Source organism: Stenotrophomonas sp. SKA14, assembly GCF_000158575.1.
Taxonomy (GTDB): domain Bacteria; phylum Pseudomonadota; class Gammaproteobacteria; order Xanthomonadales; family Xanthomonadaceae; genus Stenotrophomonas; species Stenotrophomonas forensis.
Genome location: NZ_DS999412.1, coordinates 1,681,041 through 1,706,181, shown reverse-complemented (window position 1 = coordinate 1,706,181; position 25,141 = coordinate 1,681,041). Strand labels below are relative to the sequence as shown.

20 protein-coding genes and 1 riboswitch are annotated in these 25,141 nt (G+C 67.2%); of the genes, 12 read left to right on the top strand and 8 right to left on the bottom strand.

Annotated features, from left to right (window positions below):
* Nucleotides 1–78: 78 nt before the first annotated feature.
* Complete coding sequence (locus SSKA14_RS07740) at nucleotides 79–3,624, bottom strand: ATP-binding protein (RefSeq protein ID WP_040007269.1); 3,546 nt, start codon at nucleotides 3,622–3,624, stop codon at nucleotides 79–81.
* A 165-nt stretch (nucleotides 3,625–3,789) separates the two neighbouring features.
* Here SSKA14_RS07740 and SSKA14_RS07735 point away from each other — a divergent pair, with 165 nt between their 5' ends.
* Genes SSKA14_RS07735 through SSKA14_RS07725 form a run of 3 tightly spaced genes read left to right on the top strand, consistent with a single transcriptional unit; the run spans nucleotide 3,790 to nucleotide 5,581 of the window.
* A complete protein-coding gene (locus SSKA14_RS07735; RefSeq protein WP_008266676.1) occupies nucleotides 3,790–4,422 on the top strand; it encodes a YceI family protein in 633 nt (210 codons plus the stop codon).
* A gap of 10 nt (nucleotides 4,423–4,432) precedes the next feature.
* Nucleotides 4,433–5,005, top strand: a complete 573-nt coding sequence (locus tag SSKA14_RS07730) for a cytochrome b (RefSeq protein WP_005410672.1) — start codon at nucleotides 4,433–4,435, stop codon at nucleotides 5,003–5,005.
* A 3-nt stretch (nucleotides 5,006–5,008) separates the two neighbouring features.
* Nucleotides 5,009–5,581, top strand: coding sequence for a YceI family protein (locus tag SSKA14_RS07725; RefSeq protein ID WP_008268387.1), 573 nt, complete (start codon nucleotides 5,009–5,011; stop codon nucleotides 5,579–5,581).
* Nucleotides 5,582–5,656: 75 nt separating this feature from the next.
* Here the strand turns inward: SSKA14_RS07725 and SSKA14_RS07720 are convergent, their stop codons facing one another.
* Nucleotides 5,657–5,887: a glutaredoxin family protein gene (locus tag SSKA14_RS07720; RefSeq protein WP_008268625.1), complete on the bottom strand. Its 231-nt coding sequence runs from the start codon at nucleotides 5,885–5,887 to the stop codon at nucleotides 5,657–5,659.
* 99 nt (nucleotides 5,888–5,986) lie between these two features.
* On the opposite strand from SSKA14_RS07720, the gene SSKA14_RS07715 reads away from it, so the two are divergent.
* Both SSKA14_RS07715 and SSKA14_RS07710 read left to right on the top strand, forming a co-directional pair.
* Nucleotides 5,987–7,369 (top strand): L-serine ammonia-lyase, encoded by a 1,383-nt coding sequence (locus SSKA14_RS07715; protein ID WP_006464040.1) that lies wholly within the window; start codon nucleotides 5,987–5,989, stop codon nucleotides 7,367–7,369.
* 79 nt (nucleotides 7,370–7,448) lie between these two features.
* Nucleotides 7,449–8,444, top strand: coding sequence for an alpha/beta hydrolase (locus SSKA14_RS07710; protein WP_008265601.1), 996 nt, complete (start codon nucleotides 7,449–7,451; stop codon nucleotides 8,442–8,444).
* A gap of 32 nt (nucleotides 8,445–8,476) precedes the next feature.
* On the opposite strand, the gene SSKA14_RS07705 is transcribed toward SSKA14_RS07710, so the two are convergent.
* Genes SSKA14_RS07705 through SSKA14_RS07695 form a run of 3 tightly spaced genes read right to left on the bottom strand, consistent with a single transcriptional unit; the run spans nucleotide 8,477 to nucleotide 11,804 of the window.
* On the bottom strand, nucleotides 8,477–9,544 hold the full coding sequence (locus tag SSKA14_RS07705; RefSeq protein WP_008264831.1) for a homoserine dehydrogenase: 1,068 nt from the start codon (nucleotides 9,542–9,544) through the stop codon (nucleotides 8,477–8,479).
* Nucleotides 9,541–10,776, bottom strand: a complete 1,236-nt coding sequence (locus SSKA14_RS07700; RefSeq protein WP_008268055.1) for an O-succinylhomoserine (thiol)-lyase — start codon at nucleotides 10,774–10,776, stop codon at nucleotides 9,541–9,543. The genes SSKA14_RS07705 and SSKA14_RS07700 overlap by 4 nt, the downstream gene beginning before the upstream one ends.
* Entirely contained in the window at nucleotides 10,773–11,804 is a 1,032-nt protein-coding gene (locus SSKA14_RS07695) for a homoserine O-succinyltransferase (RefSeq protein ID WP_008264689.1), read from the bottom strand. Before SSKA14_RS07695 ends, SSKA14_RS07700 begins: the two co-directional genes overlap by 4 nt.
* A gap of 77 nt (nucleotides 11,805–11,881) precedes the next feature.
* A riboswitch (SAM riboswitch) is annotated at nucleotides 11,882–12,000 on the bottom strand.
* Between the two features lie 149 nt (nucleotides 12,001–12,149).
* Between SSKA14_RS07695 and SSKA14_RS07690 the strand changes: the two genes are divergently transcribed.
* The 4 genes from SSKA14_RS07690 (at nucleotide 12,150) to SSKA14_RS07675 (ending at nucleotide 17,576) form a co-directional block, all read left to right on the top strand.
* Nucleotides 12,150–13,034, top strand: coding sequence for a M23 family metallopeptidase (locus SSKA14_RS07690; RefSeq protein ID WP_008268273.1), 885 nt, complete (start codon nucleotides 12,150–12,152; stop codon nucleotides 13,032–13,034).
* A gap of 66 nt (nucleotides 13,035–13,100) precedes the next feature.
* Nucleotides 13,101–14,705: a peptide chain release factor 3 gene (locus SSKA14_RS07685; protein ID WP_008265218.1), complete on the top strand. Its 1,605-nt coding sequence runs from the start codon at nucleotides 13,101–13,103 to the stop codon at nucleotides 14,703–14,705.
* Between the two features lie 174 nt (nucleotides 14,706–14,879).
* Entirely contained in the window at nucleotides 14,880–15,518 is a 639-nt protein-coding gene (locus SSKA14_RS07680; protein WP_005418403.1) for a hemolysin III family protein, read from the top strand.
* An 84-nt stretch (nucleotides 15,519–15,602) separates the two neighbouring features.
* A complete protein-coding gene (locus SSKA14_RS07675) occupies nucleotides 15,603–17,576 on the top strand; it encodes an AsmA family protein (RefSeq protein ID WP_008268158.1) in 1,974 nt (657 codons plus the stop codon).
* 251 nt (nucleotides 17,577–17,827) lie between these two features.
* Here SSKA14_RS07675 and SSKA14_RS07670 read toward each other — a convergent pair whose 3' ends face one another.
* The 3 genes from SSKA14_RS07670 to mtgA all read right to left on the bottom strand — a co-directional run bounded on the left by SSKA14_RS07670 (nucleotide 17,828) and on the right by mtgA (nucleotide 20,051).
* Nucleotides 17,828–18,259 carry a CBS domain-containing protein gene (locus tag SSKA14_RS07670; RefSeq protein ID WP_008268768.1) on the bottom strand — a complete coding sequence of 144 codons (432 nt, stop codon included), beginning with the start codon at nucleotides 18,257–18,259 and terminating at the stop codon, nucleotides 17,828–17,830.
* On the bottom strand, nucleotides 18,219–19,238 hold the full coding sequence (locus SSKA14_RS07665; protein ID WP_008267361.1) for a glycosyltransferase family 2 protein: 1,020 nt from the start codon (nucleotides 19,236–19,238) through the stop codon (nucleotides 18,219–18,221). The genes SSKA14_RS07670 and SSKA14_RS07665 overlap by 41 nt, the downstream gene beginning before the upstream one ends.
* Before the next feature lie 63 nt (nucleotides 19,239–19,301).
* Nucleotides 19,302–20,051 (bottom strand): monofunctional biosynthetic peptidoglycan transglycosylase, encoded by a 750-nt coding sequence (gene mtgA, locus SSKA14_RS07660; RefSeq protein WP_006464101.1) that lies wholly within the window; start codon nucleotides 20,049–20,051, stop codon nucleotides 19,302–19,304.
* A gap of 77 nt (nucleotides 20,052–20,128) precedes the next feature.
* On the opposite strand from mtgA, the gene SSKA14_RS07655 reads away from it, so the two are divergent.
* The 3 genes from SSKA14_RS07655 to SSKA14_RS07645 all read left to right on the top strand — a co-directional run bounded on the left by SSKA14_RS07655 (nucleotide 20,129) and on the right by SSKA14_RS07645 (nucleotide 25,123).
* On the top strand, nucleotides 20,129–21,022 hold the full coding sequence (locus SSKA14_RS07655) for an Hsp33 family molecular chaperone HslO (protein WP_008267303.1): 894 nt from the start codon (nucleotides 20,129–20,131) through the stop codon (nucleotides 21,020–21,022).
* A gap of 116 nt (nucleotides 21,023–21,138) precedes the next feature.
* Nucleotides 21,139–21,987 carry a hypothetical protein gene (locus tag SSKA14_RS07650; protein ID WP_006464105.1) on the top strand — a complete coding sequence of 283 codons (849 nt, stop codon included), beginning with the start codon at nucleotides 21,139–21,141 and terminating at the stop codon, nucleotides 21,985–21,987.
* A gap of 391 nt (nucleotides 21,988–22,378) precedes the next feature.
* The gene (locus SSKA14_RS07645) at nucleotides 22,379–25,123 is read left to right on the top strand and encodes a TonB-dependent receptor (protein WP_008264596.1); all 2,745 of its coding nucleotides are present in this window, start codon (nucleotides 22,379–22,381) and stop codon (nucleotides 25,121–25,123) included.
* Nucleotides 25,124–25,141: the final 18 nt, after the last annotated feature.

Here is a 25,141-nt window from a genome sequence, read left to right as displayed (position 1 = left end):
TGCCCTGATGACTCCCGCGCCGCGGGCGTCGGCATGGTAAACCGAAAGTCGCGTCGTTCACGCCTGCCGCCGACGCTTTCAGAGCATGTCCTGTCGCTTGGCGCGAGCTTGAACGATCGCCGCCACCAGCATGTCGCCAGTGACCGGCTTGCGCAGGAAACCATCGAAACCCGCGGCGAGGACCTGCGACTCGGCATAGGCATCGGAACGCGCCGTCACCGCCACCAGTGGCAGTTCATAGCCCAGCGCACGCAGCTGGCGGGCGATCGCGGTGCCATCCAACGCCGGCAGATCGAGATCGAGCAGGCCAACATCGAAGCCGTCGGTGGCGATCTCGGACAAGGCCCCCAGGCCGTGCAGCACGTGCACGACCTCATGGCCCCGGCTGCGCAGCAGCCCGGCGATGACCTCGGCCACGGTGGCATCGTCCTCCACCAGCAGGATGCGCAGCGGCGGCAGTACCGGCAACGCCGAAACTTCACCTGCTGCGGCGGCCGCCTGCCGCGTCCAGGGTAGCGGCAACCGCACCCTGAAACGCGCGCCCTTGCCCGGCGAGCTTTCCACGTCGATGCGCCCGCCCATCGCCACCGCCAGCTCCTGGCAGATCGCAAGGCCCAGCCCGCTGCCGCCATAGCGCGAGGCCGTGCGCGGGCCATCAGCCTGCTCGAAACGGTGGAACAGGCGCTCCTGCTGCTCGGCGTTGATGCCCGGCCCGCTGTCGTACACCTCGAAACAGACGCCCCCGCCGTTGTCCTCCAAGCGCACGGCCAGGCCGACATGGCCGCGCTCGGTGAACTTGATCGCGTTGCCCAGCAGGTTGAGCAGGATCTGGCGTACCCGCATCTCGTCACCACTGACGCTGATCGGCCCCTGCGGATCGTTGCCACGCTGGAACTCCAGCCTGCGCTGCTTGGCCATGGGCTGCATCAGCACCTGTACCTGGTCGAGCAGGCCGGCCAGATCGAACGGACGCAGGTCCAGCTCCAGCCGTCCGGCCTCGATGCGCGCGAGGTCCAGCGCATCATTGACCAGCCGCAAAAGGTGGCTTCCAGCCTGCTGGATCGAGCCGGCATAGCTGCGCTGCACCGGGTCCAGCGGCGTGGCCAGCAGCAGCTCGCTCATGCCCAGCACACCGGTCATCGGCGTGCGCACCTCATGACCCAGCGTGGCCAGGAAGCGGCTCTTGGCCTGCGAAGCCTGCTCGGCCAGTTCCTGCTTGTGCACGGTCAACTGCCATTGCTGGCGGCGACGCAGGCGCACCCTGATCGACCAGGCCAGGATGAGCAGCAGCAGTGAACCAATCAGGATGTAGCCGAAGATCGCCATGCCGCTGCGCCACCACGGCGGCAGCACCTTCACCTTCAACTGCTGCGAAGGCGTCCATGCGCCGTTGGCGGTGGCCGCCTGCACTTCGATGACGTAGCTGCCGGTGGGCAGCCGGGACAGCGTGCGCTGGCCATCCCCGCCCTGCTCCACCCAGTCCTGGTCATAGCCGCGCACCCGGAAGCGGTAGCGGTTGCCCTGCGGATTGGCATACGACAGCAAGCGTGCGTCGATCTGCAGGTCACGATCATCCGGCCCCAGCAACAGCGTGCCGGTGTCCGGCAGGGGCTGCCAGCCGCGCGCATCATCGCGGCGCACGCGCACCTCGGCAATCACCAGCGACGACGCGGGCAGTGCGACGTCAACAGCATTCACATCGAACGCGACGAGGCCGGTCTGGGCCACGGCGAGGACGCGGCCATCGGCGTTCACTGCCGGAGGCCGGCTGGTGAACTCGGCATCGGACAGGCCATCCCGCTCATTGAACAGTTGCAGCCGTCGCGCCTTGGGATCCCAGCGCAACAGACCGCGCGGCGTGGTCGCCCACACGCGACCGTCGTCGGCCAGCGCCAGGCCGCCCATGCTGACCGGCGGCACGCCGGCACTTCCATCAACGCGCTGGATCAGGCGCAGGCTCATGCCATCCCACTGGTAGCGTTCGAGCGCGCCCTGCCGGGCCAACCACAGCTGCTGCGGGTCGACCCACACCAGATCGAAGATCAGCCCGCTGGAAACGCCTGGCACCGCCTCGAAACGCCCCGCCTGCTCGCGCCAGATCCCCATCTCGCCCATGACCCACGCCTTGCCATGGGCATCGAAGCGGATCTGCTCGATCGGTGAATCGGCCGCCTTGCGGAAATCATCCAGCGGGTAGCTGCGCAGCACCCGCCCATCGGCGCTGCGTTGCTGCAGGCCCAGGTTCATCACCGACAGCCAGACCGTCCCATCGGGGGCCTGCCGCATCAGATCGATACGCTGGCGCAGGTCGGCGCCGCCCTCGATCCGCCAATCCTGCAGCGCGCGGCTGGCCGGGTCGTACACGCTGATGCGGCCGGCACGGCCCAGCCACAGGCGCCCGTCCGGCCGCGGCAGCACCGACCACACCGCGCCACTACCGATTTCGCGGTCGCTGGCCAGCAGGCGCAGCGTCCCCTGCGCATCCAGCTGGTACACGCCGTGCGCCGAGCCCACGTAATACCTCTGACCGTCGCTGGCCGCGCTCAGCAGATACTGGCTGTCCAACGGCTTGCCATCGAGCTGGTTCCAGATCGAGAAACGGCGCCAGTCCGGCGGCAGGTAGGCCAGGCCCTGGGTCAGCAGCGCCACCCACAATCCGCCCTCATGGTCCTGCAGCAGATCGAGCACCCCGCTCTGGGCGGTGAGGAAACCACTGCCACGGTCGCCGCCGAGCCGCCACAACGCGCTGGCATCTCCGCGCAGCAGACCGTCGGACGTACCGGCCCAGTAGCCACCCTGGCGGTCGGCCAGTACCAGTGCCGAACGCAGGCGGGCGCTGTCGGTCCAACGCGGGCGGCTGACCCGGTCCTGCGCATCGATGCGATAGAGACCGTCGTTCTGGCTGCCGATCCAGATCGAGCCATCCGGATCGCGGCTCATCCGCAGCACGCTCAACGTGCCCAGCTCCCGCGCCGCCACCGGTTCGAATCCATGGCCGTTCCAGCGTGCCACCCCGGCCTCGGTGCCGATCCACAGGCGCCCGCGCGCATCGACCAGGCTGCTGTAGATGGTGTTGCTGGGCAGGCCGTCCGCGCGCGCAGGGTCATGCTTGAAGAAGCGCAGGCTGCCGTCCTCTGCAAACCGGCAGACCCCTTGGCTGCTGGTACCGATCCACAAGGCGTTCTCGGCGTAGGCCAGCGTCCAGAACTGGCCCAGGCACGGGCCGTTGACTGCATCGAAGGTGCTGAAGCGCTCACGGTCGGCATCCAGGCGCGCCAGCCCCTTGCCGTTGATGCCCACCCATACGCGGTCCAGCGGATCGACCAGCAGCGTCTCGATCTCATTGCCCGGCAGCGAGCCCGGCTGCTCCGGATCGTGCTCCCACACCCGCAGACTGCTGCCGTCGTAACGCACCAGGCCGCCATCGGTGGCGGCCCAGACATGGCCCTGGCGATCTTCAGCCAGCGCCAGCACCATGCGCGAGGGCATGCCTTCGGCCGCGCCGAAACGGCGCAGGCGTGGTGTTTCCGCCATTTCCAGTGGCGCAGCCGCTGCGGCGAACGCCATCAGCAGCAGTCCCATTCCCGCGATGCCCCGCCACCAAAGGCGCCAGCCGCTCTTCATCCTGAACCCCCTGTCCTGGCCCGATTGTCACACAGGCCCGGGTTCATGACTGCAACAGCCTGTTTCCACGGGCGGGAGCACCACGAACTGTTGCAGCCATGCACGCATCGTTGGCAGGGGCCTGTGCGTATGATCGCAACGTCCCCCTTCCGGAGCCCGCCATCGATGCGTCCCTGCCTGGCCCTGCTGCCGATGCTGCTCGCCACCACCCCCGCCTGGGCGGATGCAGACACCTACCGCCTCGATCCGGTGCATACCCGGGTGTTGTTCAGCATCGACCACGCGGGTTACTCGCAGGCCATGGGCACGGTCTCGGGCAGTGAAGGCCGCCTGCAGTTCGATCCCGACAACTGGCGCGAAGCCACGCTCGATGTCGAGGTGCCCGTGTCGCGATTGGACCTCGGCGACGCCAAGTGGAACCAGGCCACGCTGGCCCGCAGCCTGCTCGACGGCGAACGCTTCCCGAACGCGCGATTCGTCTCCAGCCGCGTGGAACCGATCGATGCCAAGCGGGCCCACGTGATCGGCACCCTCACCCTGCGCGGGGTCAGCCAGGAGGTCACGCTGGAGGTGACCCTCAATGCCATCAAGCGCTATCCCCTTCCCCCGTTTCGACGCACCGCCGGTTTTTCCGCCAGCACCACGCTGAGCCGGCGCGCGTTCGGCATCACCGCCTGGCCGGGCGTCATCGGTGATGCAGTACAGCTGAGGATCGAGGCTGAGGCCACTCTCGACCGCAGCGACGCCCCGGGAACTCCCGCTCCCGTTCCGCACTCCGACCCCAAGACGGCCCGCTAGAGGACCTTTCATGACCGCCAAGAACACCCCCGCCGCCTGGGGGAGTGTCAGCCAGATCCTGCATTGGTTGATCGCACTGCTGATCCTCGCCTTGGGCGTGGTCGGCCTGACCATGGGCGAATTGCCCAAGACCCCGAAGTATTTCTGGGTCTACACCGCGCACAAGTCGATCGGCATCACCGTGCTGGCGCTGGTGCTGTTCCGCCTCGGCTGGCGCCTGTATGCCGGCGCGCCCAAGCCGGTGCCGGGGGTGCCCAGCTGGCAGGAGCGCATCGCCAGTGCGACCCACGTGCTGTTGTATGTACTGATGTTCGCCATTCCGCTGTCGGGCTGGCTGTACGACTCGGCCAGTGGCCTGCGCCCGTTCCGCTGGTTCGGGCTGGTTGACGTACCCAAGCTGAGCGGCCCTGACCCGCAGGTCGTCGCGGTATCCCATGCCATCCACGAATACGGCTTCTGGCTGTTGATCGCGGTGGTGCTGGCCCACGCCGGCGCTGCCTTCTACCACCACCTGTTCCAGCGCGATGCAACGTTGTCCCGCATGTTGCCGCGCGGCTGGCTCGCCTCCCCTCAGAAGGACTGACCGATGACCCTGAAACTGACCACCCCGGCCGCCGTGGCCGCCGCCCTGGCCGGCATGCTGGCCACTGCCCCGGTGCTCGCCGCCGACTACGCGCAGGCCCCCGGTGCCGGTTCGATCCTGGTGTTTGCCACCAAGTACGACGGTGAAGTGTTCACCGGCAGCTTCCCGGGCTTCGCCACCAAGCTCAGCTTCGATCCGGCCAACCCGGCCGCCGGCTCGCTGGACGTGGTGATCCCGCTGGCCGGTGCCAAGAGCGGCAACAGCGACCGCGACTCGACCCTGCAGACCGCCGACTTCTTCAACGTCGGCAAGTTCGCCACCGCACGCTATACCGCCAAGGGCTTCCGCGCGGTGGGCAACGATCAGTTCGCCGCCGATGGCACCCTGGAACTGCGCGGCGTCAGCAAGCCGGTCACCCTCACCTTCACCTGGAAGCCGGGCACCCAGCCGGTGCTGACCGGCAAGGCCACCGTGAAGCGCCTGGACTTCGGCGTCGGCGGCGGTGACTGGGCCGACACCAAGACCATTCCGGACGAAACCGCGATCAGCACGATCGTGAAGTTCAACGCGAAATAAGACGATCCCGGTAGTGCCGGCCGCTGGCCGGCATCAACGGGCATCGGGTGGTTGCCGGCCAGCGGCCGGCACTACCTACCCTGCTGCGGCCAGCCAGGCCTGCACGGTGGCCGCATCGAACGGCCAGTCCAGCTCGCGCTGCCCCGCCTCGTCGCGCAGCACCGGTACCCGTGCGCCATAGCGCTCCTCCAGCGCAGGCCGGTCGTCCAGGAACACCGACTCGAACTCCGGTGCCCGTGCCTTGGCCAGTTCGGCCAGGGCCAGGTCGCACAGGTGGCAATCGTCACGCTGGATCAGGGTCAACACCGGTTCGGCTCCCGTGGCGGAAATGCTGCGCCGCAGCCATCGGATGGCCCGGCAAGCCGCTAGAATAGCGGCTTGTCCGGTACCCGCAGTTTGGCAACCATGGCTGTCAGCACGTTCGACGTTTTCAAGATCGGCATTGGTCCGAGTTCCTCGCACACCGTCGGGCCGATGAAGGCCGCCGAGCGATTCATCCATCGCTGGCTGCTCGATCCGGGCCGCCTGCACGAGGTCGCGCGCATCCGCGCCGATGTCTATGGTTCGCTGGCGCTGACCGGCCGTGGCCACGGCACCGACAAGGCGATCCTGCTCGGTCTGGAAGGCCAGCGGCCGAACCTGATCGACCCGGACATCATCCCGGCCACCCTGGAGCGCATCCGCAGCAGCAAGCGCATCCAGCTGATGGGCCAGCACGAGATCGCCTTCGACGAGAAGCGCGACCTCGGCATGAACAAGCGCCAGAAGCTGCCGTACCACACCAACGGCATGCGCTTCACCGCGTACAACGCCGACGACGAAGTGATCGCCACCCGCGACTACTACTCGGTTGGTGGCGGCTTCGTGGTCAACCAGGACGACGCGGCCGATGACCGCATCGTGCCCGACGAAACGCCGCTGCCCTACCCGTTCAAAAGCGGCGACGAGCTGCTGGCGCAGACCGCGCGCAGCGGCCTGAGCATCGCCCAGCTGATGTTCGAGAACGAGAAGTGCTGGCGCAGCGAGGACGAGATCCGCGCCCAGCTGCGCGAGATCTGGAGCGCGATGCAGTCGTGCGTGACGCGCGGCATCCGCGAGGAAGGCGTGCTGCCGGGTGGCCTGAAGGTGGGCCGTCGCGCACCGGCGCTGTACCGCGAACTGTCGTCGAAGCCGGAAGCGGCAATGCGCGACCCACTGACCACGCTGGACTGGGTCAATCTGTACGCGCTGGCGGTGAACGAGGAAAACGCCGCCGGTGGCCGTGTGGTCACCGCGCCGACCAACGGTGCCGCCGGCGTGCTGCCTGCAGTGCTGCACTACTTCGACCGCTTCTGCCCCGGCGCGAACGAGCAGCGCGTGTTCGACTTCCTGCTGACCTCGGCGGCGATCGGCATCCTGTACAAGGAGAACGCCTCCATTTCCGGTGCCGAAGTGGGCTGCCAGGGCGAAGTGGGCGTGGCCTGCTCGATGGCGGCCGGCGGCCTGGTCGCGGCGCTGGGCGGCAACCCAAGCCAGATCGAGAACGCCGCGGAAATCGGCATGGAACACAATCTGGGCCTGACCTGCGATCCGATCGGCGGCCTGGTGCAGATTCCGTGCATCGAGCGCAATGCGATGGGCGCGGTGAAGGCGATCAACGCCTCGCGCATGGCCATGCGTGGCGACGGCAAGCACAAGGTGTCGCTGGACAAGGTCATCAAGACCATGCGCGATACCGGCCGCGACATGCAGGACAAGTACAAGGAAACCAGCCGCGGCGGCCTGGCGGTGAACGTCATCGAGTGTTGAGGTGTAGAGCCGAGCCCATGCTCGGCTTCGCATGACGGGATGCATTACGCTGGGGGCTCCCTCGCCCCCCGAGAACGCCATGCGCCTGCTCGCTGCCGCCCTGCTCGCCTGTCTGCCGATGTCCGCCCTGGCCGCACCGACCTATGGCCCGCGGCTGGAAGGTTTCGACTACGGCTATCCGGTGAAGACCTTCGCGCTGGAATCGCAGCAGCAGCCGTTGGAAATGGCCTACCTGGATGTGTTGCCCAAACGGCGTGCCATCGGGGTGGTGGTGCTGCTGCACGGCAAGAACTTCTGCGCGGCCACCTGGCAGCAGACCATCGCCCCGCTGCTGGCCGCGGGCTACCGGGTGATCGCACCGGACCAGGTGGGCTTCTGCAAATCCAGCAAGCCCGAGCGCTACCAGTACACGTTCGCGCAGCTCGCCGCCAACACCCATGCTCTGCTGCAGCAGCTGCAGCTGGGTGATGTGCCGGTGCACCTGGTTGGCCATTCGATGGGCGGCATGCTCGCGGTGCGCTATGCGCTGATGTACCCGCAGGACCTGCGCAGCCTGTCACTGGTCAACCCGATCGGGCTGGAAGACTGGAAGGCGCTGGGCGTGCCGTGGCGCAGCGTCGACGAGTGGTATGCCGGCGAACTGAAAACCAGCTACGACAGCATCCGGCGTTACCAGTTGGACGTCTACTACGATGGCCAGTGGAAAGCCGACTACGAGCCGTGGGCAAGGATGCAGTCGGGCATGTACGAAGGGCCGGGCAAGCAGGCCGTTGCCTGGAGCCAGGCGTTGGCCTCGGACATGGTGTTCAACCAGCCGGTGGTCTACGAACTGAAGCACCTGCAGGTACCGACCACCCTGTTCATCGGCCAGAAGGACCGCACGGCGATCGGCCGCGACCGCGCATCACCGGCGCTGAAGGCCACGCTGGGCAACTACCCGGCGCTGGGCAAAGCCGCGGCGGCGGCGATCCCCGGCGCAACGCTGGTCGAGTTCGCCGAGCTGGGGCATTCGCCACAGGTACAGGATCCGAAGCAGTTCAACGCCGCGCTGTTGAAGGCCTTGAAGTCGCGCTGAGGGGGCGCGCGCCGGGCATGCCCGGCGATCCCTTACCGCACGATGCGCAGCACGTCATCCAGCAACGCGGCAGCGGTGACTTCCGCGCCCGCGCCCGGCCCCTGGATCAACAACGGCTGGCGCTGATAGCGATCGCTGTGGATGGCCACGCGGTTGTCGGTGCCCGCGCCCTGTGCCAGCGGATGATCAGCAGGCAGCTCGCGCAGGCCCACCTGCGCACCCTGGCCATCGACGCGACCAACAAAGCGCAGTACGCGGCCGTTGTCGCGCGCCTGCTGCCAGCGTGCCTGCAGCGGCGCATCCAGCTGTTCCAGCGCGGCCACCGCATCTTCCAGCGGCAACGCGGCGAGCGCTTCGGGCACCAGCGAATCCACCTGCACCTGCGACGCATCCAGCGCCAACCCGCTGCTGCGGGCCAGGATCAGCAGCTTGCGGCGTACATCCTCGCCGGACAGGTCCAGGCGCGGATCCGGCTCGGTGTAGCCCGCCGCCAGTGCTTCGCGCACCGCGGCCGAGAACGGTGACTGGCCGTCATAGCGATGGAACAGCCACGCCAGCGATCCAGACAGGATGCCCTCGATGGCATGGATATGGTCACCGCCGGCCACCAGCGCGCGCAGGCTGCTCAGCAGGGGCAGGCCTGCCCCCACGGTGGCGCTGTCGCCGTAGCATGCGCCACTGTCGGCGCAGCTTTCGGCAATCGCCTGCGCGCGCGCCAGCTGCGCGCCTCGTCCCAGCTTGTTGGCGGTGACCACGTGCACGCCGCGCGCCAACCACTGCACGTGACGTGCGGCCACCTCTTCGCTGGCCGTCGCGTCGACCACCACGTCGCCGCGCTCCAGTCCTTCCGCACTCGCCCACGGCGGCGAACTCTGGCCGTCGCGTGGTGCGCGCCGTGCGAGTTCCAGCGGCAACGCCAGGTCGCGATCGATCTCCAGCGCAGTGCGCGAATTGGCCAGCCACTGCACGCTGGGCAGTTCCAGCCCGCGTGCCTGCAGCGCCTGGTAGCGCTGCACGAACGCCGAACCGACCGTGCCGGTGCCGAGCAGCGCCAGGCGTCCCGCGCCCAGCGCAGGAATGTCAGCGGCCAGTGCGCTCATGCGTCCACCACCTGTTTGCGGCGTGCAGCGGCATGGATCACCGTTTCGGCGCGCTGCAGCGCCGCGCCGAGATCGGCCAGCAGGTCACGCTCGGCCTCGATGCCCACTGACAGGCGCAGCAGCCCTTCGCTGATCCCGGCCGCCGCACGCGCTTCGGCGGTCATCGCCGCGTGGGTCATGGTCGCCGGATGCGCGATCAGGCTCTCGACGCCGCCCAGCGATTCGGCCAGGGTGAAACAACGCAGGCCATCAACGAACGCGCGCACCGCCGCGTGCGGATCGTCGCCGGCACAGTGCACCAGCTCGAACGACAGCATCGCGCCGAACCCATCCTGCTGCCGTGCGGCGATGGCATGGCCCGGGTGATCGGCCAGGCCCGGGTAGTACACCGCGCCGACCGCCGGATGCTGGTCCAGCAAGGCAACGATCGAGGCGGTGTTTTCCTGGTGCACGCGCAGGCGCGCATCCAGCGTGCGCAGGCCGCGCAGGGTCAGGAACGCATCGAACGGCGAGCCGGTCAGGCCCAGCGCATTGCCCCACCACACCAGCTGCTCGTGCAGTGCCGGATCGCGCGCGACCACTGCGCCACCGACCACGTCGCTGTGGCCGTTGATGTACTTGGTGGTGGAATGCAGCACCAGGTCCGCGCCAAATGACAGCGGCTGCTGCAGGGCCGGCGACAGGAAGGTGTTGTCGACCACGACCAGCGCGCCCGCCTTGTGCGCGGCATCGATGACGAAGCGCAGGTCGGTGATGCGCAGCAGCGGGTTGGACGGGGTTTCCACCAGTACCAGCTTCGGCTGGGTGGCCAGCGCCTGGGCCAGCGCACGCGGATCGGTCAGGTCGGCGGTAACCAGTTCGAAGTGGCCCTTCTTCGCCAGCGCGTTGAACAGCCGCCAGCTGCCGCCGTAGGCATCGTGCGGCACCACCAGCGTGTCGCCCGGCTGCAGCAGCGCGTTCAGCACCAGATTGATCGCGCCCATGCCGGTGGCGGTGACGACCCCACCGGCGCCGCCCTCCAGTTCCGCAAGTGCTTCACCCAGCAGGTCACGGGTCGGGTTGCCGCTGCGCGTGTAGTCGTACTGGCGCTTGTTGCCGAAGCCTTCAAAGCTGAAATTCGACGACAGCACGATCGGCGGAGTGACCGCACCATGCGCGGTATCACGATCGATGCCGGCACGGACAGCGGCAGTGGTACGGCTACAGGACGGCTCGTTGGCGTGCAGGCTCATGCGGACTCTCCAGAGGTACGGAAGGCGGTGGCGAGGATCGCGTCGATGCGATCGGTTTCTTTGAGGAAGGCGTCGTGGCCATAGGGCGAGCGCAGCACGCGCAGGCTGCCGCGCGGGCCCAGTCCTTCGACCAGGCCGACCAGGTCAGCCAGCGGCACCAGGCGATCGCCTTCCACGGCCACCACCACGGTCGACGGCAGGATCGCGGCAGGGTCCACGCGGTGCAGGTCGATCGATTCGGACAGGCGCAGGTAGGCGGTCACCGGCGTGCGCGCGACGTACTGCGCCCCGGCGGCGTCGAGATAGTCTTCGGCGGCCACGCGCACGCGGCCATTGATCACTTCCGGCGCGGCATCGAAGCGCTCGCCGAATTCTTCCGGGGTACGGTAGCTGAGCATGGCGAACTGGCGTGCCAGCGCCAGCCCGTGATCTTCGCCGCACTGCAGCTGGCCGAGCGCGACCGCGCGGCGCTGCAATGCGCGCCAGGCCGCGGCATACGGGTGCGGGCGATGTGCCCCGCTGGCCAGCACCAGCTGGCGCACGCGGGCACGATGGCGGATCGCGAACTGCTGGCCAACCAGCGCGCCATACGAATAGCCGACGAACGCCTTCAGCGCGCGGATGCCGAGATGATCCAGCAGCAGCGCCAGCGCATCGGCCTGGTCGGCGGTATCGATCGGAACGTCCAGCGCGCCATCTGCGCCGATGAAGTCGAAGCCCAGCACGCGCAGCTGCTGCGGGTCCAGCGCGCGGCCCTTGCCGACCAGATCCTCGGCCCAGCCCTTCTCGCTGAACTGTGCGTTGGACGCCACATGGCGGTGGGCGGAAATGCCACCGGCCAACACCACCACCGGCGCACTCGCCGGACCGACCCACTCATAGCGCAGGCGCACCGGGCTGGGGCCGGCGTGGCGCATCGACAGCACCGCGGCGAACTCACCGCGCTCGGCATGCACGCGGTCATCGACCGGCACGCTGACGGGGACAAAGGGTTCGGGGCGAAGTGCGGTACTGGCGGCGAAGCTCATGGCGGGATCCGGTTGGGGAATCGGCCATCGAGCCTTCGCGGGGCCCGCGTTCGAGATGCACGTGGGGTGCATGGTTCGAACCATCTTTCGGTGGACGCCACGGTCCCCGCAGGATTTGGCACCTACGCAGTCGCTTGCGCGCCTGCGGGCTGCCCCGGCTTCAAAGGGCCTGTCCCTCTGCCGGTCTCGATGGTGGGGCCACGATGCCAGCCCTTTCCGACACTGTCAATCCCTTCATGCGGATAAAGCGATGGATATTTGCAGATGAACTCTGCGCAGGCCGTCCCGGTCGTCCCGTTCAGGATCGGGTACAGTCCCGGCGGCCCCTCTCCACCGGAACCACGGATGCCACACCTGCCTCTCACCTGCCTGCTGCTGTGCCTGCTGGCGAGCGCGACGGCCCATGCAGGCGACTGGCGCCAGGGCTGGGGGCTGGTGCCCAAGACCGCCCCTGCCAGCGCTGGGGAATCGGCCCGGGATGCCACGCCGATGGCTCGACTGCGCCTGCAGCCGGTGGGCGAACAATGGCAGGCCCGGATCGACAACGGGCTGGCGGGGCCGCTGCAGATCGAACTGCGCGCGGCGCCGGGACACCCGGTCGAAGGCCTCCCGGTCGAATCACTGCTGCAGGGTGACAGCAGCCTGGTGGTCGGCCATCTGCCCGCGCCGGCCGATGGCCGGGCGCTCGACCTGCGCCTGCGGTCGGTGCCAGGCAATCCGTCCGCACAGGCAGAAGACGTCGCCTATCGCCTGCCCTTCGAGGCCGCCCGCCTGCGCGTGGACCAGGCGCCGCAGGGCCGGTTCAGCCACGATGACGAGGAGAACCGCGAGGCGGTCGACTTCGCACTGCCGGAGGGCACCCTGGTGATGGCCGCGCGCGAAGGCACGGTGATGCAGATCCAGGATGGCTTCCAGGGCAACGGCCAGGATCGCGAACGCGATGCTGCCCGCGCCAATTTCATCCGCGTGCTGCACAGCGACGGCAGCATGGCCCTGTATGGCCACCTGCAGGCCGGTGGCATGCGCGTGCGTCGCGGCCAGGCGGTGCAGGCCGGGCAGCCGATCGGCCTGTCCGGCAACAGCGGTTACAGCAGTGCCCCGCACCTGCACTTCGTGGTGCAGGTCAACCGCGGAATGGGCCTGCGCTCGGTGCCGGTGCGCATCTTCACCGCGCAGGGCCAGCTGCAGTTCGCCCGCCAGGCCGGGGCCGACGGCGGCATCGGGCGCTGACCGGCGCCGGCCGGTATAATCGGGCGCTTATCTCTTTGAAAAGCGCCCCGGGCGGGCGCCACTGCCATGTCCGAAGTCGCCACCGAAGCGTCGCGTCGCCGCACCTTCGCCATCATTTCCCACCCTGACGCCGGCAAGACCACGCTGACCGAAAAGCTGCTGCTGTTCGGAGGCGCGATCCAGATGGCCGGTTCGGTCAAGGGCCGCAAGGCCGCCCGCCACGCCACCTCCGACTGGATGGCACTGGAAAAGGAGCGCGGCATCTCCGTCACCTCCTCGGTGATGCAGTTCCCGTACGAAGACAAGATCGTCAACCTGCTCGACACCCCCGGCCACGCCGACTTCGGCGAGGACACCTACCGCGTGCTGACCGCGGTGGACTCGGCGCTGATGGTGATCGACGTGGCCAAGGGCGTCGAAGAGCGCACCATCAAGCTGATGGAAGTGTGCCGCCTGCGCGACACCCCGATCATGACCTTCATCAACAAGCTCGACCGCGAGGGCAAGGACCCGATCGAGCTGCTGGATGAAGTGGAAACCGTGCTCGGCATCCAGTGCGCCCCGGTGACCTGGCCGATCGGCATGGGCCAGCGCCTGAAGGGCGTGGTGCACCTGCTGACCGGCGAAGTGCACCTGTACGAACCGGGCCGCAACTTCACCCGGCAGGACTCGACCATCTTCCCGTCCATCGATGCCCCCGGCCTGGCCGAGAAGATCGGTGCGCAGATGCTGGCCGACCTGCGCGACGAACTGGAACTGGTACAGGGCGCCAGCCACCCCTTCGACCTGGACGCCTACCGCGCCGGCAAGCAGACCCCGGTGTTCTTCGGTTCGGGCGTGAACAACTTCGGCGTGCAGCCGCTGCTGGACTTCTTCGTCGAGCATGCGCCGTCGCCGCAGGCACGTTCCACCACCGGCCGTGTGATCGCCCCGGAAGAGAACAAGCTGACCGGCTTCGTGTTCAAGATCCAGGCCAACATGGACCCGCAGCACCGTGACCGCGTGGCGTTCATGCGCGTCTGCTCGGGCCGTTTCAGCGCCGGCATGAAAACCTTCCATGTGCGTACCGGCAAGGAGATGAAGCTGGCCAATGCGCTGACCTTCATGGCCAGCGACCGCGAGATCGCCGCCGAAGCGTGGCCGGGCGATGTGATCGGCATCCACAACCACGGCACCATCTCCATCGGCGATACGTTCACCGAGGGTGAAGCGGTCACCTTCACCGGCATTCCCAACTTCGCCCCGGAACTGTTCCGCCGTGCACGCCTGCGCGATCCGCTCAAGCTCAAGCAATTGCAGAAGGGCCTGGCCCAGCTGTCCGAAGAAGGTGCGACCCAGTTCTTCCGCCCGCTGACCAGCAACGACCTGATCCTGGGTGCGGTCGGCGTGCTGCAGTTCGACGTGGCCGCCTACCGCCTGAAGGACGAGTACGGCGTTGAAGCCACGTTCGAGCAGGTCAGCGTGACCACCGCGCGTTGGGTCCACTGCAGCAACGAGAAGAAGCTGGAAGAGTTCCGCGAGAAGAACGCGCTGAACCTGGCCCTGGATGCGGCCGGCCACCTGGTCTACCTGGCTCCGACCCGGGTCAACCTGCAGCTGGCGCAGGAACGTTCTCCGGATGTGCGCTTCTCGGCCACCCGCGAAGCGGCGCATACGGTGTCGGCAGGCTGAACCGCAAGGAGGCCCGCGGCGGTTCATCCACCCATGGCGTGGATCTACTGATCGCGGGCGCATCCGCGCAACGCGGGGATTCATCGACCATACGGTGACGGGCGTGCACGCGCTGCCCATCGCGGCGATGATAGGGGGGTGCGGGTCCCCCTCCCCGCGAACGATGCCTACGCCATGTCCACGACTTCCGTTGCTTCGATCCGCGAAGAAATCGCCAGCGCCCTGACCCACGGCCTGGGCGCCGTGCTCGCCCTCGGCGCGGGCGCGGTATTGATCACCCTGGCCGCCATCTACAGTGATGGCTGGCAGCTGGCCGGCGCCATCGTGTTTGGCATCGCGCTGCTGCTGCTGTATACGGCCTCCACCCTCTATCACGCCATCCAGCACCCGGTCGCCAAGGGTCGCCTGAAGGTGTTCGACCACTGCGCGATCTACGTCCTGATCGCCGGCACCTACACCCCGTTCACCCTGATAGGCCTGCGCGGTCCGTGGGGCTGGGGGCTGTTCGCGGCGATCTGGACCCTGGCCCTGGCCGGCGTGGTGTTCAAGCTGTTCTACACGGGCCGTTTCAAGCGCCTGTCCACCGCGATCTACGTGGCCATGGGCTGGCTGGTGATCGTGGCGGTCAAGCCGATGCTGGCCTCGATCGACGGCTGGACGCTGGGCTGGCTGCTGGCCGGCGGCCTGTCATACACCTTGGGCACCTACTTCTACCATCGCGAATCGATCCCCTATTCGCACGCGATCTGGCACCTGTTCGTGATCGGCGGCAGCGTCTGCCACTTCGTCGCGGTCACCATGCAGGTGTTGTAAGACAAGGGCCTGCGCGCGGGTTGTGCACACCGCGCACATGGGTGCTTCGCGCCCCGTCCACGATGAGGGGGCAACCATGGCAGCGTGAATGCTGCCGCCTCCCCCGTCACATCGCGCACCTCCCGCTGGCGCCTCCGCCGACCCGGCCCGCGTGGCCGGCGCTGGCTGACGGTCCTGATCTTCCTGCTGGCCGCGGTGCTGCTGCTGATCGCGCTGTGGGACTGGAACTGGTTCAAGGGTCCGGTCGAGCGCGCCGTGCAGGCGCGTACCGGCCGGGTACTGCACATCGGCCACCTGGATGTGGATCTCGGCCGCACCAGCACGGTCCGCGCCGACGCGATCACCTTCGCCAACGCCAGCTGGGCGAAGCAGCCGGACATGGCCACCGCCGACCGCGTCGAGATCGACGTGCGGGTGTGGCCGCTGCTGCGTGGCAGCGTGCAGCTACCCGAAGTGCGCCTGACCCGGCCGGACGTCCTGCTGGAAACGGCCCCGCGCAAGGGCGAGCCGGGCAACTGGGATTTCCTCGGTGACAGCGCTGGCGGGCCAGGCCCCCAGCTCAAGCGCCTGCGCATCGACGACGGCCGCCTGCAGTTCCTCGATGCGCTCGGCCGCACCGACATCCGACTGGATGTGCGCAGCGGCCAGCCGAAACAGGCCGATGCCGCACCGCCGCTGCTGGTGCAGGGCAAGGGCCGCTGGCAGGGCAATCCGTTCACCCTGCGCGGCGGCACCGAATCACCGCTGCAGCTGACCGACAGCGACCACCCGTTCCGCATCCACCTCGACGGCCACGCCGGGGCAACCCACGCGGTGGCCAGCGGTACGCTCACCAACCCGTTCCAGCTGCGCGTGTTCGACCTGCAGTTCGCGCTCAGTGGCCAGGACCTGGCCGACCTGTACCCGCTGCTCGGCATCGCCATTCCGTCCTCGCCGCCGTACGCGTTGAATGGCCGCCTCAAGCGCGACCACGACACCTGGCGCTACGAGCAGTTCACCGGCAAGGTCGGCGACAGCGATCTCGGTGGCAACCTGCAGTTCGACGTCGGCGGCGCACGCCCGCGGCTGACTGCCACGCTGGAATCCAGGCGACTGGACTTCGACGATCTGGCCGGCTTCGTCGGTGCGCCGCCGAAGACCGGCAGCGGTGAGACCGCAAACGCTGAGCAGAAGGCCGAGGCTGCGCGTATCGCTGCCCGTGCCCGGGTCCTGCCCGACACCCCGTACAACCTCGGCAAGCTGCGCGCGATGGATGCCGACGTGCGCTGGAAGGCCCACCGCATCAACGCGCCCTCGCTGCCGTTGGACGACATGGATGCGCATCTGCTGCTGGATGATGGCGTGCTGCGCCTGGACCCGCTGAACTTCGGCGTGGCCGGTGGCGATATCCGCAGCACGATCCGCATGGACGCGCGCCAGGCGCAGATCAGCACCGCGCTGAAAGCCAGCGTGCGCGGCGTGCAGCTGGGCAAGCTGTTCCCGGATGCAAAACTGGCCGAGCAGGCCAAGGGCGGCATCGGCGGCGAAGTCGACCTGAGCGGCCGTGGCAACTCGATCGCCGCGATGCTGGGCAGCAGCAGCGGCAAGGTCGGCCTGGCGATGGGCCGCGGCCATGTCGGCAATCTGGTGATGGAACTGGCCGGCCTGGATGTCACCGAGTCATTGAAATTCCTGGTGACCGGTGACAAGCAGATTCCCCTGCGCTGCGCCTTCGCCGACTTCGGCGTGCGCGACGGCCTGATGACCAGCCAGGCGCTGGCAGTAGACACCACCGACACGATCATCATTGGCGAGGGCACGGTCAGCCTGCGCGATGAGACCCTCGACCTGCTGCTGAAGCCGCGCCCGAAGGACAAGAGCATCCTGGTGCTGCGCTCTCCACTGCACATCAGTGGCACGTTCAAGGACCCGTCGTTCCGCCCGGACTTCAAGGCGCTGGGCATTCGTGGCGCGGTGGCCCTGGCGCTGGGCAGCATCGCCCCGCCGGCGGCGCTGCTGGCGACCATTGAACTGGGGCCGGGGAAGGATGCCGACTGCGGTGGGCAGTATGCGAAGTAGAGCGTTTGTTCGCGGCGCCTGAGTTAAGCGTGGCTTGAGGGTGACGGGTGACGCAGGCAGGACACGCCGTGAACCCATCCATGGGGGCTCGATGGCGCCATGGATGGGTTTACGGCGTGTCCTGCACGGCCATGCCCTACGCCCTCCGACGTACCAGGAAGGCGCTGCTCTTGCGCTCTGGCTCTGGCTCTGGCTCTGGCTTTGAGCTTCAAAAAGCGGGCCGGCGGGCCGCAGGCCCGCCAGCGAACAACTCATCCCGCCACGATGTACTGCTGCAGATGATCCAGCTCCCGCCGCTGGGCGTCGATCACCGACTTCACCAGATCGCCGATGGAAATCACCCCCAGCACCTGCGCGCCCTCCACCACTGGCAGGTGGCGGATACGGTAATCGGTCACCAGCTGCAGGCAGTGCTCCACCTGCTCGCCCGGCGACACCGTCACCACCTGCGCCGTCATGATCTCGGCCACCGCCGTATCCCGCGACGAACGATCGCGCAGCACGATCTTGCGCGCGTAATCGCGCTCGGACAGGATGCCGACCAGCCGAGCCCCGTCCATCACCAGCACCGCGCCGATACCCTTTTCCGCCATCAACCGGATCGCATCGATCACCGCCGCATCCGGCGCGACCGCATGTACTTCAGGAGACTTGCCGTCCAACAGTTGCCGTACCGTGGTCATCCGCCTGCCCTCCGAGGGTGGGTTGCAGGGCCGAGTCTGCCACGGCCGATGCTAGCCACGCGTCAACCAGGTACAGCGGGCGCTGCTTGGACTCTTCATACAGCCGCCCCAGGTACTCGCCGATCAGGCCCAGCGCGATCAGCTGCACGCCGCCCAGGAACAGGATCACCGCCATCATCGTCGGCCAGCCCGCCACCCGGTCGCCATACAGCGCCGCCTTGACGATCACCCACAGGCCGAACACGAAGGCCAGCGCCGCCGTTGCCAGCCCCAGATAGGTGGCGGCCCGCAGTGGCACGGTAGAGAAACCGGTGATGCCCTCCAGGGCGAAGTTCCACAGCCGCCACAGGCTGAACTTGCTGGTGCCGGCCACGCGCGCATGGCGGTGAAAGGGCACGGCCACCCGCTTGAACCCGACCCAGCTGAAGAGGCCCTTCATGAACCGATGGCGCTCGCGCATCTCGCGCAGTGCGCTCAGCGCGCGGGGCGACAGCAGGCGGAAATCCCCGGTGTCGGCAGGGATCGGCGTGCGCGACAGGCGCCCCATCACCCGGTAGAACATCGCCGCCGTGGCGCGCTTCACCCAGGCCTCGCCATCGCGGGCCATGCGCGTGCCATAGACGTTGTCGTGCCCCTCACGCCAGCGCGCGACGAACTGCGGCACCAGCTCCGGTGGGTCCTGGCCGTCCGCATCAAGGATCATCGCCGCACCCTCGCGCACCAGGTCCAGACCGGCCGTCAGCGCGGCCTCCTTGCCGAAGTTGCGCGAGAGTTTCAGCGCCGAGACCCGCACATCGGCCTCGGCCAGGCCGGCGATCACCGGCCAGGTATCGTCGTGGCTGCCGTCGTCCACATACAGGATGTGGCCTTCGATATCGGGCATGCCATCCAGCACCGCGCACAACCGCGGATGCAGCAACGGCAGTGCCAGGGCCTCGTTGTAGGCGGCGATGACGAAAGTAAGCCGTTCGCGGGTCATGCCCGGATTGTACGTTGCCGCCGGTAGATCAGGCGCCGCCTGCAGACCCGGCAGGCCGCGCCCTCACTCCTCCGACAGGTACGCCGCCCCACCCAGCTGCCGCGCCTGGCGCTGGATCCATGCCGCACGCCGCTGGACATACGGCCCCGGTGCCGCCGCGTTGTAGCGCCGTGGTGCCGGCAGCACCGCCGCCAGCCGCGCGCTTTCGGCCGGGCTCAGCCGAGCCGCGTCCTTGCCCCAGAATTTCTGCGCCGCGGCCTGCGCGCCATACACGCCATCACCGAACTCGGCGATGTTGGCGTACATCTCCAGGATGCGCTCCTTCGGCCACAGTGCTTCGATCAGCACCGTGTACCAGACCTCGAGGCCCTTGCGGACCCAGCTGCGGCCCTGCCACAGGAACAGGTTCTTGGCCACCTGCTGGCTGATCGTGCTGGCACCGCGCAGGCGGCCCCCCTTTGCGTTGTGGTCGCGCGCCTTTTCGATGGCCTGCAGGTCGAATCCATTGTGGTCGGGAAAGCGCTGATCCTCGGCCGCCACCAGCGAAATCGGCAGGCTGGGCGCCATCTGGTCCAGGTCGCGCCACTGGTAATGCAGCCGATAGGACCAGTCCGCCTCGCCCAACGCCTCACCGTAGCGCCACAGCATCACCATGGACCCGGGCGGGTCGATGAACCGCAATACCAGTACCTGCAGGCAGCTGAAGGCGGCCAGCAGCACCGGCAGCCACAGCAGCCGCTTCCAGCGCCAGCGCCTGCGGCGAGGGACGTCCGCCCCGGCCTCGACCTTGTGCTGCTCTCCCGCTGCCCCCATTACTGGTGCATCCTTCTTCTGTCTGGTTGTCGGCGCATTATCCGGCAACCGCCTCCGTTTACGCGCGATGTGAGCCGATGACCGCCAACCCCGATTCCCTGATCCGTTTCCTGCTGCCCGACGCCGGCGTCCGTGGCGTGCATGTGCACCTGCAGGCCACCTGGCAGGAGATCCTGTCCCACGCCCAGTACCCGGATACCGCTGCCGAGCTGCTCGGCGAGGCCTGCGTGGCCTCGGCGCTGTTCACCGGCCACACCAAGATCGATGGCCGCCTGTCCATCCAGCTGCGCAGCAGCACCGCCCTGCGCACCCTGTTCGCCGAATGCACCGCCGCCGGCACCCTGCGCGGTATCGCCCAGCTCAGCGACGGTGCCGATGCGCCGCGCGACCTGTCCAGCCTGGGCGATGACGCCCTGCTCGCGATCACCATCGAGAACCCGGGCCTGGACCCGCGCGAACCGCAGCGCTACCAGAGCCTGGTCGCCCTGACCGCACCGGAACTGGACGAAGCCTTCGAGGACTACTTCCGTCAGTCCGAACAACTGCCGACCCGCCTGCTGCTGGCCGCCGACCGCAACGGTGCCGCCGGCCTGCTGCTGCAGAAGCTGCCGGGCGACGAGGGAGACGAGGACGGCTGGGCCCGCGCCAGCGCCCTGTTCGAGACCCTGGGCAAGGCCGAACTGCTGGCCACCCCGGCCGAGCAGTTGCTGCACCGCCTGTTCCACGAGGAGAAGCCGGAGCTGGTGGGCGGCAAGCCGCTGTCCTTCGCCTGCTCCTGCTCGCGTGAACGGGTCGCATCGATGCTGCAGTCGCTGGGCGAGGACGAGGCCCGTGCCGCCGCCGAAGCCACCAACGCGGTCGAGGTACGCTGCGAATTCTGCGGGCGCGAGTATCACTTTCCTTTGACGGAGTTCGGCATACTGTTCCACGGTGCCGAGGGGACTGTGCCGGCACCTGAACGGCTTCAGTAATCGGCTTGTCTTGCATCTGGGGGGATCAAGGCTTGTTAAGAATTCATAAACGCCCTACGATCAAGTTCCCGTTTCCGCGGGAACTTCCGTTGTTCATCCCTGTCTGAACTGGTCCGATGCGTACCTTCCTGCGTCTACCGCTGGCCCTGCTGATCGCCCTTGGCGCGATTGCGGGCGCGCATGCGCAGAGCAAGGACACCCGTACCGTGCTGCCGGTGTGGAACAAGGGCAGCGGCAAGGTCGAGGCCCTGCTGTATCTGGAACCCACCGGCGAACAGGCGGCCGGCGCCCGCTGGCACTTCGGCCGCAACTCGCTGGATGCCGCCTTCGGTCTGTCCTCCGGCGATTCGCTGGGCCTGCTCTGCAACAGCAGCAGCGGAACCAGCATCAGCGGCCTGGCCAGTCACTGCATGCTGGCCAGCCTCGGCGATGATGACGACCTCAACAGCCGCCGCTTCACCGGCACCGCCGCACTCAACCGTGGCAACAGCCGCCTGGGCATCACCGCAGGTACCGGCCGTGAAACCCTGCCGGCCTGGCTGTCAGGCCCGAACAAGACCCCTTCGCTGCGCGCCGAGCAGAACGACCTGACCGTGTTCGCGCAGAAGAACATCGGCCGCGAGGGCTTCGTCTCCATCGCCGGCACCTATGCCAAGGCCCGCCTGGTACCGCTGGCTGATGCCTCTCCGGCCATCGTCGATCGCTGGGACAGCAAGAGCCTGAGCATCGGCGCCGGTTACGGCAACTTCACTGGCAGCATCATCGGGCGTGTCGTCGACGTGCCGGGCAAGCCTGGCAAATGGGAAGGCCTGGGGATCGGGCTGACCTGGCGTACTCCCTGGTCCGGCCAGCTCACCGTGGGCGCCGAGAACGTGATCAGCCGCGGCAAGAATCCGTTCTCGCCGCGCAATGAAAGCAACGATGACGGCACCGTGCCGTACGTCCGCTACGAGCAGGATCTCTGACCGGACAGCACCGGCGGGGCTCACAATCCGGGCGTTGAATGGGAACGGGTGCCGCAGGGTGCCCGTTCTTTTTTTGCGCCGCAGCAATGCTGAATGGACGATGGACAGACAGAATTCTTTCGCCTGCGCGCTGCAACAACCGAAATATTTTCTTTCACATGAAACTAACATCGGACTGGCGAGCTGGGTAGGAATGGTCTCAAGTCATTGAATTCAATGACGTCAATGACCCGCACACATCGCATTCAGCCCTGCCACGACCTGTATTAACACACCTTTAATTTTTGGGAACGCACCAGTACTATCGGCTCAGCCTCGCGTTTTTTGGAGCGCCTTTTCGCTCCGTACGCAGGCAATCACCCAGCCAAGATTTCTTGGAGAGAGAGAGCCAATGAACTTCAAGTCCAACAAGCTGCGCGACGCCGTCCTGGTCGCGCTCGTTGCCGGTGTGGCGTCCACTGCCACCGCCCAGGCTCAGGAAGCGACCAACCTGGACCGCATCTCGGTCACCGGTTCGCGCATCAAGAGCACCGACATCGAAACCTCGCAGCCGGTGCTCAGCCTGACCCGCGCCGACATCGAAAAGCAGGGCGTGACCTCGGTCGCCGACATCCTGCAGCGCGTCGCCGCCAACGGTGCCGCCCTGAACCGTACGTTCAACAACGGCGGTGACGGCTCGGCCGGCGTCAGCCTGCGCAACCTCGGTTCCGAGCGCACCCTGGTGCTGGTCAACGGCCGCCGCTGGACCACCGGCCTGGACGGCAGCGTCGACCTGAACACCATCCCGACCGCGATGATCGAGCGCATCGACGTCCTGAAGGACGGCGCCTCGACCATCTACGGTTCGGATGCCATCGCCGGCGTGGTGAACATCATCACCAAGCAGAACTTCGATGGTGCTGAAGCCAACGTCTACAAGGGCCAGTACAGCGCCGGCGACGGCGAGCGCACCGCGGCCGACTTCACCCTCGGCACCACCACCGATCGCGCTTCGCTGGTGCTGGGCGTGTCCTACGTTGACGAGAAGGCCGTGATGGCCGGTGATCGCAAGATCTCCGCCGGTGGCCCGCCGTTCTTCAGCGGCCAGAGCGGCACCGGTATTCCGGGCTCCTATGTCCGCAATGATCAGCGCTACGTCATCATCAATGGTGTGGAAACGCCGTTCGTCTCCAACCAGCACGGTTACAACACTGCGCCCGACAACTACCTGCTGACCCCGAACGAGCGCACCTCGCTGTTCGCCGTCGGTTCGTACAACATCACCGACAACATCACCTTCCGTACCGAGGCGATGTACAACGAGCGCAAGTCCGAGCAGCTGCTGGCTGCGATGCCGGTGACCGGCATGACGCTGTCCGCTGACAGCATGTACAACCCGTATGGCGTCGACCTGACCGGCGTCAACCGCCGTTTCAATGAAACCGGTGGCCGTTCGTTCAACCAGAACGTCAAGAACTGGCACTTCTACGGTGGTTTCGAAGGCTTCTTCGAGTTCGCCGGTCGCAACTTCGACTGGGATGTCGGCTACCGCTACGACAAGACCGACCAGAACGATCTGACCTACGGCCTGTTCAATGTACAGCGCCTGGAAGAAGCGTACGGCCCGTCGGCCATCCGCGATGGCAGCCCGGTCTGCTTGAACTCGGCAGGTGCCGTCATTGCCGGTTGCGTGCCGATCAATCCGCTCGGTGGCCTGGGCTCGATCTCGCAGGGCGCTCTGGACTACACCTCGTTCACCGCGCACGACTCGGCGAGCCTGGTATCGAAGAGCTACTACGCCAACATCTCCGGCGAAATCGTGCAGCTGCCGGCGGGTGCGCTGAGCTTCGCTGCCGGCTACGAAGGCCGTAAGGAAAGCGGCCAGTTCGATCCGGACGCCTTCATCGCCTCGGGCCTGAGCACCGGCAACGGTGCAGCACCGACCAAGGGTGCCTACGACCTGGACGAGTTCTACGTGGAACTGTCGATCCCGGTGCTGGCGGATCTGCCGGGCGCCAAGCTGCTGGACTTCAGCATCGCCTCGCGCTTCTCGGACTACAGCAACTTCGGCAACACCACCAACAACAAGTTCGGTTTCCGCTGGAAGCCGATCGATGACCTGATGGTGCGTGGTAACTACTCCGAAGGCTTCCGCGCACCGAGCATCAACAATCTGTACCGCGGTGACACCGACTCGTTCGAGACCTACGCCGACCCGTGCGCAAGGGCCAACAACCCGACCGGCGCCGTGCTTGCCCAGTGTATTGCACAGGGCGTTCCGGCCAACTTCGTCCAGCCGAACACCGATGGCGAGCCTGGCCCGCTGCAGACGGTCGAGCCGTTCACCTGGAAGTCGAACCCGAACCTGAAGCCGGAAACCTCGACCAGCAAGACGCTGGGCCTGGTGTGGAGCCCGAGCTTCGTCACCGGTCTGAACGTCACCCTGGACTGGTGGCAGATCAAGATCGAAGACGCCATCACCCGTCCGGCGATCGGCGACATCATGGATCGTTGCTACGGTGGTACCGCACAGCAGCAGGCAGCCTACTGCGGCCTGATCACGCGTGATCCGAACTACGGCACCGCCAACGAGCGCTACACCATCACCAACGTCGACATGCCGCTGATGAACCTGGCGTCGTACAAGGTGGAAGGCTGGGACCTGGGCGTCCTGTACCGCCTGCCGGAAACCTCGTTCGGCCAGTTCACCGTCAGCCTGGACGGCACCTACCTGTCGAAGTGGGAAACCAAGTCGACCGAGGACGCCCCGGTTGAAGGTCGCCAGGGTCGCTACCTCGACCAGGATCCGTACTGGCGCGTCCGTTCCAACCTGTACGTCGACTGGTCCTACGGTGATTTCGGCGTCAACTATGGCCTGCGTTACAAGTCGGGCATGACCGAGGTCTGCTCGCTGGGCGGCGCACTGCGCAGCTACTGCTCGGATCCCGACAACCGCGAAAACCACATCGGCGCCACCACCTACCACGACGTCCAGTTCCGCTACAACACGCCGTGGAAGGGCACCATCATGGTCGGCCTGAACAACGTGTGGGATAAGAGCCCGCCGGTGTCCTACTCGGTCCGCGCCAACATGTTCGACCCGCAGTACGACCTGCCGGGCCGCTACATGTACATGCAGTACAAGCAGAAGTTCTGATCGATTCACTGATCGGCT

What these genes read in the sequence shown, in the direction of transcription:
- SSKA14_RS07740 (WP_040007269.1), bottom strand. Translation starts at nt 3,624, where the DNA reads ATGAAGAGCGGCTGGCGCCTTTGGTGGCGGGGCATCGCGGGAATGGGA.
- SSKA14_RS07735 (WP_008266676.1), top strand. Translation starts at nt 3,790, where the DNA reads ATGCGTCCCTGCCTGGCCCTGCTGCCGATGCTGCTCGCCACCACCCCC.
- SSKA14_RS07730 (WP_005410672.1), top strand. Translation starts at nt 4,433, where the DNA reads ATGACCGCCAAGAACACCCCCGCCGCCTGGGGGAGTGTCAGCCAGATC.
- SSKA14_RS07725 (WP_008268387.1), top strand. Translation starts at nt 5,009, where the DNA reads ATGACCCTGAAACTGACCACCCCGGCCGCCGTGGCCGCCGCCCTGGCC.
- SSKA14_RS07715 (WP_006464040.1), top strand. Translation starts at nt 5,987, where the DNA reads ATGGCTGTCAGCACGTTCGACGTTTTCAAGATCGGCATTGGTCCGAGT.
- SSKA14_RS07710 (WP_008265601.1), top strand. Translation starts at nt 7,449, where the DNA reads ATGCGCCTGCTCGCTGCCGCCCTGCTCGCCTGTCTGCCGATGTCCGCC.
- SSKA14_RS07705 (WP_008264831.1), bottom strand. Translation starts at nt 9,544, where the DNA reads ATGAGCGCACTGGCCGCTGACATTCCTGCGCTGGGCGCGGGACGCCTG.
- SSKA14_RS07700 (WP_008268055.1), bottom strand. Translation starts at nt 10,776, where the DNA reads ATGAGCCTGCACGCCAACGAGCCGTCCTGTAGCCGTACCACTGCCGCT.
- SSKA14_RS07695 (WP_008264689.1), bottom strand. Translation starts at nt 11,804, where the DNA reads ATGAGCTTCGCCGCCAGTACCGCACTTCGCCCCGAACCCTTTGTCCCC.
- SSKA14_RS07690 (WP_008268273.1), top strand. Translation starts at nt 12,150, where the DNA reads ATGCCACACCTGCCTCTCACCTGCCTGCTGCTGTGCCTGCTGGCGAGC.
- SSKA14_RS07685 (WP_008265218.1), top strand. Translation starts at nt 13,101, where the DNA reads ATGTCCGAAGTCGCCACCGAAGCGTCGCGTCGCCGCACCTTCGCCATC.
- SSKA14_RS07680 (WP_005418403.1), top strand. Translation starts at nt 14,880, where the DNA reads ATGTCCACGACTTCCGTTGCTTCGATCCGCGAAGAAATCGCCAGCGCC.
- SSKA14_RS07670 (WP_008268768.1), bottom strand. Translation starts at nt 18,259, where the DNA reads ATGACCACGGTACGGCAACTGTTGGACGGCAAGTCTCCTGAAGTACAT.
- SSKA14_RS07665 (WP_008267361.1), bottom strand. Translation starts at nt 19,238, where the DNA reads ATGACCCGCGAACGGCTTACTTTCGTCATCGCCGCCTACAACGAGGCC.
- mtgA (WP_006464101.1), bottom strand. Translation starts at nt 20,051, where the DNA reads ATGGGGGCAGCGGGAGAGCAGCACAAGGTCGAGGCCGGGGCGGACGTC.
- SSKA14_RS07655 (WP_008267303.1), top strand. Translation starts at nt 20,129, where the DNA reads ATGACCGCCAACCCCGATTCCCTGATCCGTTTCCTGCTGCCCGACGCC.
- SSKA14_RS07650 (WP_006464105.1), top strand. Translation starts at nt 21,139, where the DNA reads ATGCGTACCTTCCTGCGTCTACCGCTGGCCCTGCTGATCGCCCTTGGC.
- SSKA14_RS07645 (WP_008264596.1), top strand. Translation starts at nt 22,379, where the DNA reads ATGAACTTCAAGTCCAACAAGCTGCGCGACGCCGTCCTGGTCGCGCTC.